The 12,697-nt window shown below is 59.6% G+C and carries 13 protein-coding genes; 3 read left to right on the forward strand and 10 right to left on the reverse strand.

The genetic code is table 11. The annotated features are described in order from the left end of the window. Nucleotides 1–155: 155 nt before the first annotated feature. From CLV41_RS09675 to CLV41_RS09710, 8 genes are all read right to left on the reverse strand, one after another. The gene (locus CLV41_RS09675) at nucleotides 156–1,310 is read right to left on the reverse strand and encodes an acyl-CoA dehydrogenase family protein (RefSeq protein WP_103222130.1); all 1,155 of its coding nucleotides are present in this window, start codon (nucleotides 1,308–1,310) and stop codon (nucleotides 156–158) included. After that, the gene (locus CLV41_RS09680) at nucleotides 1,307–2,371 is read right to left on the reverse strand and encodes an acyl-CoA dehydrogenase family protein (RefSeq protein ID WP_103222131.1); all 1,065 of its coding nucleotides are present in this window, start codon (nucleotides 2,369–2,371) and stop codon (nucleotides 1,307–1,309) included. Before CLV41_RS09680 ends, CLV41_RS09675 begins: the two co-directional genes overlap by 4 nt. Nucleotides 2,372–2,380: 9 nt before the next feature. Further along, nucleotides 2,381–3,604 (reverse strand): CaiB/BaiF CoA transferase family protein, encoded by a 1,224-nt coding sequence (locus tag CLV41_RS09685; RefSeq protein ID WP_103222132.1) that lies wholly within the window; start codon nucleotides 3,602–3,604, stop codon nucleotides 2,381–2,383. A 306-nt stretch (nucleotides 3,605–3,910) separates the two neighbouring features. Next, on the reverse strand, nucleotides 3,911–5,431 hold the full coding sequence (locus CLV41_RS09690) for a tripartite tricarboxylate transporter permease (RefSeq protein WP_103222133.1): 1,521 nt from the start codon (nucleotides 5,429–5,431) through the stop codon (nucleotides 3,911–3,913). A gap of 5 nt (nucleotides 5,432–5,436) precedes the next feature. Continuing rightward, the gene (locus tag CLV41_RS09695; protein WP_103222134.1) at nucleotides 5,437–5,889 is read right to left on the reverse strand and encodes a tripartite tricarboxylate transporter TctB family protein; all 453 of its coding nucleotides are present in this window, start codon (nucleotides 5,887–5,889) and stop codon (nucleotides 5,437–5,439) included. A 63-nt stretch (nucleotides 5,890–5,952) separates the two neighbouring features. Beyond that, nucleotides 5,953–6,948 (reverse strand): Bug family tripartite tricarboxylate transporter substrate binding protein, encoded by a 996-nt coding sequence (locus tag CLV41_RS09700; RefSeq protein ID WP_170107156.1) that lies wholly within the window; start codon nucleotides 6,946–6,948, stop codon nucleotides 5,953–5,955. A 248-nt stretch (nucleotides 6,949–7,196) separates the two neighbouring features. Beyond that, nucleotides 7,197–7,829, reverse strand: coding sequence for a fumarate hydratase C-terminal domain-containing protein (locus CLV41_RS09705; protein WP_103222136.1), 633 nt, complete (start codon nucleotides 7,827–7,829; stop codon nucleotides 7,197–7,199). After that, on the reverse strand, nucleotides 7,826–8,695 hold the full coding sequence (locus CLV41_RS09710; RefSeq protein WP_103222137.1) for a fumarate hydratase: 870 nt from the start codon (nucleotides 8,693–8,695) through the stop codon (nucleotides 7,826–7,828). Before CLV41_RS09710 ends, CLV41_RS09705 begins: the two co-directional genes overlap by 4 nt. Nucleotides 8,696–9,011: 316 nt before the next feature. On the opposite strand from CLV41_RS09710, the gene CLV41_RS09715 reads away from it, so the two are divergent. After that, a complete protein-coding gene (locus tag CLV41_RS09715; protein ID WP_103222138.1) occupies nucleotides 9,012–9,473 on the forward strand; it encodes a MaoC family dehydratase in 462 nt (153 codons plus the stop codon). Between the two features lie 133 nt (nucleotides 9,474–9,606). Here the strand turns inward: CLV41_RS09715 and CLV41_RS28085 are convergent, their stop codons facing one another. Both CLV41_RS28085 and CLV41_RS28090 read right to left on the reverse strand, forming a co-directional pair. Next, the gene (locus CLV41_RS28085; RefSeq protein ID WP_235867101.1) at nucleotides 9,607–9,921 is read right to left on the reverse strand and encodes an HsdM family class I SAM-dependent methyltransferase; all 315 of its coding nucleotides are present in this window, start codon (nucleotides 9,919–9,921) and stop codon (nucleotides 9,607–9,609) included. 80 nt (nucleotides 9,922–10,001) lie between these two features. Continuing rightward, nucleotides 10,002–10,313, reverse strand: a complete 312-nt coding sequence (locus tag CLV41_RS28090; RefSeq protein ID WP_235867102.1) for a type I restriction-modification system subunit M N-terminal domain-containing protein — start codon at nucleotides 10,311–10,313, stop codon at nucleotides 10,002–10,004. Nucleotides 10,314–10,567: 254 nt separating this feature from the next. On the opposite strand from CLV41_RS28090, the gene CLV41_RS09725 reads away from it, so the two are divergent. Continuing rightward, on the forward strand, nucleotides 10,568–11,542 hold the full coding sequence (locus CLV41_RS09725) for a toll/interleukin-1 receptor domain-containing protein (RefSeq protein WP_103222139.1): 975 nt from the start codon (nucleotides 10,568–10,570) through the stop codon (nucleotides 11,540–11,542). 29 nt (nucleotides 11,543–11,571) lie between these two features. Further along, nucleotides 11,572–12,621 carry a PDDEXK family nuclease gene (locus CLV41_RS09730; protein WP_103222140.1) on the forward strand — a complete coding sequence of 350 codons (1,050 nt, stop codon included), beginning with the start codon at nucleotides 11,572–11,574 and terminating at the stop codon, nucleotides 12,619–12,621. The last annotated feature ends 76 nt before the right edge of the window (nucleotides 12,622–12,697 follow it).

Here is a 12,697-nt window from a genome sequence, read left to right on the forward strand (position 1 = left end):
ATCTTTTGAGGAAGCCCATTCTCATCACCTCTGCCAGGGCGGGAAGCCCGGAAAGGTCCGACGTTGCATGGACGCCCTGAATTGTCTGTAACCGTAGTGATAAAACATAAAAAGTCAATCTTATAACTTATATAGGGTTCGAGCGGCCTGTGGCGCTAGCTCGGCAGGTCGAGAACAGCCTTCGCCAGCACGTTGCGCATGACCTCGGTCGAGCCGCCGAAAATTGTTGTGGGCCGGGCTGAAAGGTAGGTGGCGGCGGCGTGAAGCTGCCTGTCCGCTTCGGGAGGAAGGCGCAGGCCGGACTCCTCTTCCGCTACCTCCATCATCAGATCGGAAATCCTCTGATAGAGCTCGCTCTGGAAGATCTTCAGCATGGCAACGTCGGCGCCGATGTCTTCGCCGCCGCGCAGCTTGTCCACATAGGTTTCGAAGAGGTCGGTAAGGTCCATGACATCGCATTGCAGCGCGACGTAACGATCGCGGAAAACCGGATCTTCCCAGACCCCCGCCCGCCGCGCGATCCGCTTCAGCCGCGACATCGCGCTGGCCGAGAGGCGCGGCGCGCCGATGAACACGCGCTCATGGCCCAAAAGCGCCTTGGCGGCGGTCCATCCCTGGTTGACTTCGCCCAGGATATGATCCGCGGGCACCCGGACATCGTCGAAGAAAACCTCGCAGAATTCCGCTTCCAGCTCCAGGTTCAAGATGTTGCGGATGGTTACGCCCGGTGCGTCCATCGGCACGAGCAGAAAGCTGATCCCCGCCTGTTTCTTGACCGTCTTGTCGGTACGGACGAGGATGAAGATCCAGTTGGCGTCCATTCCCAGCGTGGTCCAGGTCTTCTGGCCGTTGATCACCCATTCGCCGCCGTCCAGCACGGCTTCGCAGCGCACCGCGGCCAGATCGGATCCAGCGCCCGGCTCGCTGTAACCCTGCGCCCAGATGTGGTCGCCCGAAAGGATATTTGGCAGGAAATACGCCTTCTGTGCCTCCGTACCGTATTTCAGCAGCAGCGGCCCCAGCATGACCGGACCGATATCGTTGACGCGGGCGCAGCCGTAGCGCTCGAATTCCTCAATCAGGATAAGATGCTTGCCGGCGTTCAGCCCCATGCCGCCATTCTCGCGCGGCCAGGTTGGGCAGATCCAGCCATGTTCTGACAGGATCAGGTACCATGGTTTAACCTCCTCCCAGTGCAGACGGCTGAGGGCATGGCGCGGGATGTCGGGGTAATTCTCCTCCACGAAGCTGCGCACGGTCTGGCGGAAATCCGCATCGTTCATGGCGTTGTAATCGGGCAGGGAAATCATGCGGCGTCCTCCTGATCGAGCAAGGCGGCCAGGGTCGCGCGCTGCTGCCGCGGACCGCCGAAAAGGTTGGCCTCGGTCATGGCCTTGCGTACGTAAAGGCCGATATCGGCTTCGTCGGTGATCCCCATGGCGCCATGCATCTGAACCGCCTCGCGCGCGACCAGCATCGCCAGGTCCGCGGCGCGCAGCTTGCAGCGGGCCGCGTCCCGGGAGCAGGTCCGGTCATCGGCGCCTGTATCGAAGCGGCGCGCGGTGGCGTAAATCGCCGCGCGGGCAAGTTCCAGCCGTATCTTCATTTCGGTTGCCCGGTGCTGAAGCGACTGGAAGCTGCCGATGGGACGGTCGAACTGCTTGCGCACCCGCAAGTAGTCCAGCGTGATTGCAAGTGCCCTTTCGGATAGACCGAGCAGATAGGCCGAATGGGCGAGCCGGGCATCCTGGAGAACCCGCTCGACCCGGTCGCAAGGGAGGAAATCCACCTCGACGCCGTTGAAGGTCAGAAGACCCGTTCGGCCGCCATCCAGTGTTTCCTCGCCGGCAACGGTCAGACCGTTCGCATCGCGCGGCACCACGGCAATGCCGTCGCCGGTGATCACCGCGAAAAGATCCGCGCCCGCGGCGCCGGGCACATTGAGTTTCTGACCCAGCAGTCTGCCGCCCGCTGAGCCGCCCCGCCAATCCTGAGCCCCTGTCCGGTCCTGCCAGGCGGTGACGATCACCGCCTCGCCGGCCAGGGCCGCCTCGGGCAGCGCTTCTTGCAGCAGGGATGCCGCCATGATGGAAGACAGCACCGGCTCGGGCACCAGCCCGCCACCCAGCAGCTCCATCAGCGCGCAGGTCTCGCGCATACCAAGGCCAAGCCCGCCAGAGTCTTCCTTGACCCGCATCAGCAGCCAGCCGAGTTCGGCAGCCTGCCGCATCACGTCCCGGTCAAATCCCGATCCGTGGAACCGGGCCTTGCGGATGCGGTCCAGGTTCCCGTCCGCAGGCACGACTGCGCGAGCGCTGTCCACGATCATCCGCGCGTTTTCCTGCCAGTCCTCGTTCATTGCTCCACTCATGGCAGCCTCCTATTTCACGATGCCGGCGTCGCGCAGCGCGGCGATCTGGCTCTCATCCAGGCCAAGTCCGGTCAAAATTTCATCCGTATGCTGGGCGAAACGGGGAGGGGGCACGGCATTGACGATGTCCGCGTTCGAGAACCTCACCGGATTGGCCACATAGCGCACACGCCCGGCGGTCTCGTGCCGCATTTCCTGCAACAGGCCGCGCGCCTCGACTTGTTCCATGCGGAAGACATCATCGAAGGTATTGAGCGGCCCGGCGGGAATGCCGATGGCTTCCAGCTCCGCATAACAGGCGTCGGCCTGTTTCCCGGCCAGCTTGCCGGCGATCATCGGCACCAGGGTATCCGCGTTGCGGACGCGGGCCAGATTGGTGGCGAAGCGTTCGTCCTCGGCAATACCTTCAAGGCCCAGATATTCGGTGAAGCGGGCGAATTGCGCGTCGTTGCCGATGGCGATCATGATCGGCCGGTCGGCGCAGTCGAACACCTGCCACGGGCATGTGATCTGCGAGGCGGTGCCATTGCGGCGCGGCAGCGTGCCCGACGAAAGGTAATTCATCGCCATGTGTGAGGCGGCGTGGATCTGCGTGTCGAGAAGCGCGATGTCGATGAACTGCCCTTCACCGGACACCGCGTCGCGCTGGTTCAATGCCGCGAGGATGGCCGAGACCGCGTATTGCCCCGCGGTGATATCGGAGATCGAATAGCCCACCAGGGCGGGGCCCGCGCCGGGCTTGCCGTCGCCAATGCCGGTCATGCTGAGCAGGCCGCTCATCGCCTGAAAGATCGGATCGTAGCCCGGCAGGTGTTTCATGGGGCCAGTCTGACCGAAGCCGGTGATCGAGCAGTAGACCAGCCTGGGATTGAGCTTTGCCACCGTTTCGAAATCCAGCCCGAAGCGTGCCAGCGTACCGGTCTTGAAATTCTCTATCAGGATATCTGCATCGGCGATCAGCCGGCGCGCGATCTCCTGGCCTTCGGGCTTCGAAAGATCCAGGGCGAGTGACCGCTTGCCTCGGTTCATGGCCAGAAACGATGACGTTTCGCCGGTGGGTTCACCGTCGGTGCCGAGATGCGGCACGCCCATGCGGCGCACGTCGTCGCCGCCTTTCACATGCTCCACCTTGACGACATCGGCGCCGAAATCGGCCAGCATCTGGGCCGCCCATGGCCCGGCAAAGACGCGGCTGAAATCCAGAACCCGGATGTGGCTGAGTGTTCCGGCCATCATGCTTCTCCTCGTTGAGTTCCTTGCGTAAGTACCCCGTGGAGGATCGTTTGCACAAGCAAAAATATATAATTATGATTCATTGATTTGATTCGCGCCCGCGGTTCCGGTAACGGGAGTGCGCCTTGCTGTATGCCATGCGGAACGAACGGATTTCGCTTGTCACGCCGGTAACGTACGCGGCGCGGGATGGTCTGGCCGGCCAAGCCGGCAGTGCAACTCCGTCCGGCTCCGCGGGAAGATTTGAAGTGTGATAACTCCAGTCTCCTCGCTCCGGTCCGAATGATCCGGCATCAACAGGATGATCTAGCCCTCCCCGAGGGGGACCGATTTGGCCTTGCTGCGTACCGCGACAATGTTTCGAATCCCGCCGAGCACAGCCCACACCAGCATCAGCGCCGAAATGGCCAGGAGGGATCCCGTCAGCGGGTCCGAGACCATGCGTACCGGGTCGCCCCGTGCCATGAGCATTGCGCGGCGCAGGTTTTCTTCCAGCATCGGTCCAAGGACGAAACCGAGAATAAGCGGTGCAGGTGAATAGCCTGTTTTTTGAAACAGATAGCCCAGGGCCCCGAAAATCACCACCAGGCTGACGTCGAAGACGCTGGTGCGCATCGAAAAGACGCCGATACATATCAGGGCGATCACCACCGGATAGATGTATTTGTAGGGGAACTGCAGAACGCGCACCCACAGGCCGATCAGCGGAATATTGAGGACCAGCAGGAACACGTTGCCGATCCAGAAACTTGCTATCAGTCCCCAGAACACGGTTGGATGATCGGAAATCAGCAGCGGACCCGGCGAGATGCCATGGATCATAAGCGCCCCCAGCATGATTGACATGGTCGCGCTGCCTGGAATGCCGATCGTCAGGGTCGGGATGAAGGCCGTCTGGGCGGCGGCGTTGTTAGCGGACTCCGGAGCGGCGACGCCCTCGATGGCACCGTTGCCGAAGCGCGTCTTGTCTTTCGCGAGGCGGACTTCCGTCGCATAGGCCATGAATGCCGCGATCACCGTTCCAGCGCCGGGAAGGGCTCCCAGGAATCCGCCTATGGAACTGCCGCGTGCTATCGGGCCGAATGTTTTGCGGATGTCTGCACGGGTCGGTATCATGCTGCGCGCCGTGACTTTTTCCGTGATCGTGCGGGTTTTCGAACCACGAATTGAACTGATAACCTCCGAGACTCCGAAGAGGCCCATCGCCATGCCGACCAGGCTAACCCCGTCGCGCAGTTCCAGAAAGTCGAAGGTGTAGCGAAAATCGCCGGTTGTGACGTCGGTGCCGATCGTTCCGAACAACAGGCCCAGCACGACCATGATGAGGCCCTTGATCACGGAGCCGCCACCGACAGTCACCGCCGCCACGAGACCCAACAGCATGAGCGCGAAATAATCTGCGGGGCTGAAACCAAGTCCGAGCCTGGCGATGGACGGGCCAAATCCCATGAGCGCCACGATGCCGACGGAGCCGCCGATGAAGGAGGCGATCGCGGTGATGAAAAGGGCGACTCCCGCGCGGCCCTGTTTGGCCATCGGATTGCCGTCGAGGCACGTCACCGCGGCCGACGGGGTTCCGGGCAGATTCAGAAGGATCGAGGCGATGGAGCCGCCATACTCGCCGCCGTAGTAGATCCCGCCCAGCATGATCAGGGCGGTTGTCGGTTCGAGATAGAACGTCAACGGCAGCAGCATCGAGATTGCGGCGAGGGAGCCCAGCCCGGGCAGGACGCCGATGAATGTGCCAAGGAAGACGCCGAGGAAGCAGTAAGCCAGATTTTCCGGCGTGAAAGCGGTCGCGAAACCCAGGAGGATATTCTCAAACATATCGGTTAAAGCCCCAGGCGGAAGAGCGGCAGGGCCATTCCCAGAAGCTGCGAGAACAACAACCAGGCCCCGATGCAAGTTATGATCGAGAGGATAACCGCAGGCTTCCAGCCATAGCCGCGCTCCGAAAGGGTCGAGAGGCCGATGACTACGAAGAAGGCCGGGATCAGGCCGAAGAACGCAATCGTAATCGCGAACCCCGCAACGGCACTCAGGATGGCCAGCAAAGGCCGCCAGTCGACTTTGGAAGAGGGGTTTTCGGGGTCGCGCTTCACGATGGCGGACACCCCTTCCGCCAGGGCGAGCAGGACCAGGACGGCAGACAATACCACTGGAAAGTAACCGGGGCCCATTCTGCGGGCCGAGCCAAGGTCATAGGTCGATCCGACGACGAGGGCGGTAAGGCCGATTCCAGCCAGAAGTGCGGCAACGACAAGCCGAAGCGATACGGTTTTCATGGAGTTCTCTGAATCCTGGCGTGCGGAGCGAGGCGGCCGCAACCGCCACACTCCATTTTATTCTTATTTTTTCGTTACACCCGCAGTTTTGATCACACTTTTCCATTTCGTGCGTTCATCGGCAAGGAATTGAGTTGCTTCTGCCGGGCTGGTGATCGTTGGTGCCAGGCCTTTCGTGGCGAATTCACCGACCACGCGGATATCCTTCATTGCTTCATTCAGAGCGTCTGACAGTTTTGCCTGAACATCGGCAGGTGTGCCTTTGGGCGCCACCAGAAGGTTCCAAAGCGTAGCGGTGTAGCCTTCAAAGCCGCCTTCGATCACGGTAGGCACATCGGGCATGAGCGAGGACCGGTCGGGCGAGGATACGGCGAAAGGCTGAATATTCTCGGCACGGACGTGCTCGGCCGCGCCCGGGGTCGTCAGCATGGCGATATCGACGTGCCCGCCCACGACGTCGTTCAACAGCGGCGTGTTTCCCTTGTAGGGGATATGCAGCATGTCGACGCCGGCGAGGCTCTTGAGATATTCCATCGCCAGATGACCCGGTGTTCCGACCCCGGAACTGCCATAGGTGAGGGCTTCCGGATTTGCCTTGGCGTATTCCATGAGTTCCGGCAGCGTTTGCGACTCAAGTCCGTTGCGGCCGACGATGACGAGGCCAAGGGTTCCCATGACGCCGATCACGTCAAGGTCATTGTCGATGTCATAACCGGAATCGCGGCCCAGGGCGTCGATCAGGATCGATGCGCCGACGCCGCTGACACCCAGCGTATAGCCATCGGGCGCGGAAGCGGCGACGTGGGAAATGCCAACCGTTCCACCGGCGCCCGGCCGGTTTTCGACCAGAACGGGCTGACCCAGTGTCGTGGCCATGTGTCCGGCGAGGATACGTGCGACAACGTCGGTCGATCCACCTGGCGGGAAACCGACGACCATCGTAATCGGCCGGGTTGGATAATCCTCGGCCATGGCGGCCCCTGCGGAAACGGCCGCGAGCCCGCCGATGACGCCTGCGGCAAGCGTGCGGCGAATTTTGTTCCAGTGAAAACTCGGCATGTGGTAAACCTCCCTATTCGAGCCCGATGACACGCGCATTATTTTCCTGCGATCTCATAAAGCTAGTAATATAGTTTTTAACTTTTTTCATCGGTGGCGCAAGTTTTTTCTTCCCCTCCGCGCCAACGCAATGGAGCGTTGATCTTCAGGGCGGGATCGGACGACCGGTTTTGAAGGCACTCTTTACCTTCTGACGGACGTTTTTGACCGGTCGTTCGCACCGGGCGTCAGGTCCCGGTTGAGGCCTTTCAGGCTTCGAAGCTGTCGCGCTCGGCGCGCATCGCGTCCAGGATGGACGCCCGCTTTTCGAGCGATTCTTTCGAGGTCCGGTCGTAGATGCTGTTGCCCCGGGCATCGATCCCGACGGTCAGGGGGCCGAGGCGTTCGACCTCGATCCGGGCGATCCGGTAGTGCGAGATCATTTCCGGCCAGCCGATGCCGGTGACCTTGCGGATACCGGCGGTGATGATCGGCGCGCCGCCCCCCAGAAACGAAAGATAGACGCAGCCGTTCTCCGCCATGGCGCGGGCACAGGCCGCATCCAGCCCGCCCTTGCCGCCGGTCGCGCGCAGGCCAAGCCCGGGGATGAGGCGGGGCATATGCCGGTTGAAGCGGGTGCTGGTCGTGGGGTTCATGTAGACAATGCTGAGCGAACCGTCCTCGGCTTCCTCGTTCAGGCTGCCAAGATGAAAGAGCGCGCTTCCGCTCATGTCGAACGGCAAGGGTTCGGCGCCCTCCAGGCATTTCAGCAGCCGGTCATGGGTCGGAAGGCCCGCGGTGGCGAAGATTTCCCCCGTCAGATAGACGAAATCCCCCAGGTTCAGCTTTTGCGCCGCCTCATGGCTGAGGGGCAGGGTCAGCTCATGCTCGGTTACGCTCATTCCGACCACTCCATGCGTCCGTCTCCCCAGATACGCACACGGGCGCGGCGGTTGATCCAGCAGTTGAAGCACACAGCGACGGGGGTAAAACCATGCCCGCTCGAAAAATCCACATGTACGCCCAGGACGGTTGTGTCGCCGCCTGTTCCCATCGGTCCGAAGCCAAGCCCGTTGATGGCTTTGGTCAGCCTCGCCTCCATCGCCGCCAGCACGGGGTCCGGGTTCTTCTCGCCGATCGGCCGCAGGGTCTGTTTCTTGGCGAGACCCGCGCAATGGTCGAAGGTTCCCCCGATGCCGACACCCATGAGGACAGGCGGGCAATGCTGCGCGCCGGCCTTGATCGCGACATCCAGGATATAGGTCTCGATCTCCTCAAGGGTGGGGAAGGTGAAGAGTTCCAGAGCGGCCCAGCGGCCCGACCCGAGCGCCTTGGGTGAGCAGACCATCTCGACATAATCGACGCCGCTCTCGAAATCGTAGGTCACGATCGGCATGTCCTTGCCGTGATAACCGCGTTCCAGGGTGATCGGGTTGGTGACGTGTTTCAGGAGCGGGGGATCGATGGTCTCAACCAGTGTTTCATAGCCTCTTCGGATGGACGCCTTGAAATCACAGTCAAGCTCGGCCTTGCTGCCGACCTTGACGAAATAGACAGGCACACCACTGTCGGAACAGACGAAACTGTCCTTGTTTTCGGCCATCTCGGCGCTTTTGAGCTGAAACTTGAGGGTCTGTCGCGCGGTTTCGCTGGTTTCCGTCTGCATGGCGGCGGCCAGCGCTGCCTTTGCATCTTCAGGGACTTTCCTGAGCGAGCGGGAATAGAGCTCCCCGGTGGCTTCGATTATCATGTCGTCGGTGATTGGCATGGCGGCTTGCTGGCCTCGGCTTGAACCGTGGACGCACGCGCGTTGGCGCGGTCGGCGGTGAACGGAATTTCAATCCGGTCGGGCTCCGGAGGTGCCCCCACGCTATGGGGCGAAATTATAAAAGTCAATTATATGATTTTTAATTAAATTCTCCCTTGCTCCACATGAATGAGCAACCCTGCAATCTCTCGCCTTCTCGTTGGTATCGCTCTTTCGAGTGACCGGAACCGGTCGCTTGCGCGAATAAAAATATATAATTATATTTTATTGAGTTTATGCACCGGACAAATTGTCGATCCTGGGGGAGGATATCAAAATGCTTTGCTTGGCCGAACCAATGGATTTCGCGCTTCATGCCGGTGCGGACCTTGGTGTGACGGACTGGACGGAGATCACCCAGCAGCAGATCGACGCTTTCGCCAAGCTGACCGGCGACGATCACTGGATCCATATCGACGAGGCGCGCGCCGCCCGCGAACAGCCGGACGGCCGCACCATCGCCCACGGGCTTTTCCTTCTGGCCCTGATCCCGCGCCTGCAGCGCCAGCTCTTTTCCATCGCCAGACGCGGCGCCGGTCTCAATTACGGCTATGACAGCGTGCGCTTCACGGCGCCGGTTCCAGTCGGATCCAACGTCCGATTACGTCAGCAGGTCGTAGGAGCCAGCCAGAGAGGCACAAGCGTTCGTATCGAAATCCGGTCCACAATTGAGCTCAAAGGGTCCGACCGGCCAGCGCTCGTGGCAGAGGGTATATTGCTGATCGCTGAGGTGCGGTAGACGCTCGAAACCGGAGCTTTCGGCTCTGATCGCATCGGCGCCTGAAGGGCGCTCGCAATATTGACTGCGAGTAGCCCCACTCGATCTGGTGGTTGCTCTCGCCGTGCAGGAACATGTTCATCTTGGCGAGCGCTCAGGTGGATCCGATGGCCTCCTGACCGAACAATGCAAAGGGAGGCTTGCCGTTGCCTGATCTGATTTCACGGGCACACTTCAGGAGCAGGGAGCCGGACCCGCAGGTCGGGTCGCAGAGCTCGTCGCCTTCCTGGGGTTCCACCAGCCTGGCCATGAGCTGTGAAACCTCGGCGGATGTGTAGAACTCCCCGGCCTTCTTGCCATCCGTGGCGGCGAAGCGGGAGATCAGGAACTCGTAGGCCCAGCCGATAATATCCAGAGTGCCGACCCGCGAGGGCCGCATGTCCAGAGTCGGCTTGGCGAAGTCTTCCATCAGGTGACGCAGGATGTCGTTCTTCTGCTCCTCGTCGCCCAGCTTGTTGGCGTTGAAGGAAATGTCCTGGAAAACGTCTCTCAGCTTCGTTCCATTGGTTTCCTCAAGGGCATGAAGAGCCCGGTCGATCCGCTCCCCGTTCCCGGCCTTGTGGCGCTGAGCATGGAGAGCATCAAAGCTGGCCCCTCCGGCAGCACGAACTGCTCGTCCTTCATCATCGCCGCGATCAGCTCGGGATGATCGCCATGCGCTGCCTTGTAGGCCTCATCGTGGTCCTTCCACACATCCGAGATGTACTTCAGGAGCAACATAGTCAGGATATAGTCCTTGTAGATCGACGGATCGACCACGCCCCGAAACGTGTCACACGCTGCCCACGCGGCCTTGTTCATCTGATCCTGCGAACCCGTTCTGCGGACATCTGATTCCTAGTGGTTGTCTGTGGTTGTGGTGACGTTAGCGGGGGAGAGGAAGGGGGCGACGTGAACTATGGACAGTCAGCTGATTCTTCTCTTAGTTTTATTTTGTGAAATTCGCTCTCAATGATTGCCGGGTATGATCTTAGCCGACCTCTTGAAGGCCCGCTGATCTGGCAGAAGAAGAGCAATCGCTCGAAAATGAGCGAAAGACAGAGGTTAGAGAGCAGATGGCGGCCAAGATTTTCTTTTCCTATAGCCACCAAGATGAAGCCTTGCGAGATCGGCTTGAGGTTCAACTTACCATGTTGCAACGGCAGGGGCTGATAGAGGTTTGGCACGACAGGCGCATGTCCCCCGGCACAAGATTGAACTTTGAAATAGACCGGCAACTGAACGAAGCTGACGTCATTCTTCTGCTCATAAGCCCTGACTTTCTTGCTTCAGACTATTGTTACAAGATTGAGAAAAGCCGCGCACTAGCGAGGCATAAGAACAACGAGGCGCGATTGATATCCGTCATCTTGCGACCTTGCGACTGGACGCATACCGAGTTGGCGGACTTTTTAGTAGTGCCGACGGATGGCAGGGCCATAACTCAATGGCCGGACGAGGATGAGGCCTTTTTAGACGTCTCTAACCAGATTAGGCGTGCGGTCGAGGAATTGGATCTGGGACAAGATTCGCTGGATACGCACTTATGGATTGAGGCAGATATGAAGGCAACGGAACCTGTAGAGGCAAAGGTGTCCGCGCTGCCTCGTTCCTCAAATCTTCGACTCAAAAAGTCGTTCACTCAAGCTGACAAAGATCAGTTTCTCGATGAGACGTTTGAACATATCGCAAAGTACTTTGAGGGTTCACTAAACGAGTTATGCGAGAGGAACGGGGGCATAAGTCATCGGCTTAGGCAAGTGAATGCGAACCTATTCCAGGCCAAGATCTACAGGGAGGGTGAAGAAGTAGCCTCCTGCACAATATTCCGCGGCGGTGCATTTGGCGCTGACGCCATCAGTTACAAGGAGGGGACTACGGAAGACACCAACAGTTTGAATGAAAGCCTAACTGTTGAGCACGATGACCAGTCCCTATATCTCAAGTCTATGGGATTTTCGATGATGGGCGACGGTCGCGAGGACGCAAAGCTTTCCATGGCTGGCGCAAGTGAACTCTACTGGTCTAGGTTAATTGCGCATCTGCAGTAACAGCGAAAAAGATAGGCTGGGAGTGTTCGATGAGCAATCTTTTTGAAGTTTCTGCAGGCAGGCTGAAGCCGATCGCCAAGGCGTCTCTTGCGACTGAAGATCAAATTGAAACCTGGGTGGCTGAAAATCCGGCGATTCTGGGGCTGGATGTGCTGATCATCGGTCGGCAGATAACCATCGACAACCGTGGTCGGCTGGACCTGCTGGGGCTGGATGCGTCTGGCGATCTCGTAATTCTCGAGCTGAAACGGGATCGTACCCCGCGCGAGATCGTGGCCCAGATCCTTGACTACGCCAGTTGGGCGGTGATGCTTCATACCCGTGAGGTTCACGACATCGCCAATGCTTATCTTTCCAAGCCGCTGCCGGCTGCCTTCAGGGAACGGTTCGACCGGAGCTTGCCGGAAACACTGAACGGCGATCATCAACTGGTCATCATCGCGAGTGAACTCGACCCCACGACGACCCGCATCGTTGAATATCTCTACGACCGCTACGACATGGCCATCAACACGGCGTTGTTTCGGGTGTTCCAGGACGGTGAACGGCAACTTCTGGCGACTGACTGGCACTTGGACCCGGAAGAGGTCGAGGAGCGTTCTGCCGCCAAGGTCAAGGCTCCCTGGACAGGCTATTGGTATGTCAATGTCGGTGAAAGCGAGCACCGATCGTGGGAAGACATGCGCCGTCATGGCTTCATCGCCGCAGGCAATGGACGGCTCTATTCGGGCAAGTTCGATCAGTTGTCCGTCGGCGACAAGATCTTTGCCTATCAGAAGGGGCGCGGCTATGTTGGCTATGGCGAAGTGACCGCGTCATCTGTCATGGTGAAGGACTTTGTCACCGAAACCGGCAGCCTTTTGTCCGCCGATCTGGTTCAACCCAATCTCGCCCATGACAGGGATGACGAGGACCTCGCTGAATATGCGGTAGGCGTGAACTGGATCAGGGCATTTCCGTTGACTGAGGCAAAGACTTTCCGGGGAGTGTTCGCCAACCAGAATGTCGTCTGCAAACTGCGCGATGCGGCAACTCTGGAATTTCTATCCGGTGAGTTTGGAGTGTCCATGGCCTCATAATTGCGGGAGCGGCGATGGGAATGTTTTTGGTAAAAAATTCTGAGCGGGCAATCGGAGTATAGGCTCACACGGCCCC

Origin of the sequence: Roseibium marinum, from assembly GCF_002906165.1 — a bacterium.
GTDB lineage: Bacteria > Pseudomonadota > Alphaproteobacteria > Rhizobiales > Stappiaceae > Roseibium > Roseibium marinum.

Bases quoted from the DNA above. Each gene is read 5' to 3' on its own strand.
- CLV41_RS09675 (WP_103222130.1), bottom strand. From the start codon at position 1,310: ATGATTTCCCTGCCCGATTACAACGCCATGAACGATGCGGATTTCCGC.
- CLV41_RS09680 (WP_103222131.1), bottom strand. From the start codon at position 2,371: ATGAGTGGAGCAATGAACGAGGACTGGCAGGAAAACGCGCGGATGATC.
- CLV41_RS09685 (WP_103222132.1), bottom strand. From the start codon at position 3,604: ATGGCCGGAACACTCAGCCACATCCGGGTTCTGGATTTCAGCCGCGTC.
- CLV41_RS09690 (WP_103222133.1), bottom strand. From the start codon at position 5,431: ATGTTTGAGAATATCCTCCTGGGTTTCGCGACCGCTTTCACGCCGGAA.
- CLV41_RS09695 (WP_103222134.1), bottom strand. From the start codon at position 5,889: ATGAAAACCGTATCGCTTCGGCTTGTCGTTGCCGCACTTCTGGCTGGA.
- CLV41_RS09700 (WP_170107156.1), bottom strand. From the start codon at position 6,948: ATGCCGAGTTTTCACTGGAACAAAATTCGCCGCACGCTTGCCGCAGGC.
- CLV41_RS09705 (WP_103222136.1), bottom strand. From the start codon at position 7,829: ATGAGCGTAACCGAGCATGAGCTGACCCTGCCCCTCAGCCATGAGGCG.
- CLV41_RS09710 (WP_103222137.1), bottom strand. From the start codon at position 8,695: ATGCCAATCACCGACGACATGATAATCGAAGCCACCGGGGAGCTCTAT.
- CLV41_RS09715 (WP_103222138.1), top strand. From the start codon at position 9,012: ATGCTTTGCTTGGCCGAACCAATGGATTTCGCGCTTCATGCCGGTGCG.
- CLV41_RS28085 (WP_235867101.1), bottom strand. From the start codon at position 9,921: ATGGAAGACTTCGCCAAGCCGACTCTGGACATGCGGCCCTCGCGGGTC.
- CLV41_RS28090 (WP_235867102.1), bottom strand. From the start codon at position 10,313: ATGAACAAGGCCGCGTGGGCAGCGTGTGACACGTTTCGGGGCGTGGTC.
- CLV41_RS09725 (WP_103222139.1), top strand. From the start codon at position 10,568: ATGGCGGCCAAGATTTTCTTTTCCTATAGCCACCAAGATGAAGCCTTG.
- CLV41_RS09730 (WP_103222140.1), top strand. From the start codon at position 11,572: ATGAGCAATCTTTTTGAAGTTTCTGCAGGCAGGCTGAAGCCGATCGCC.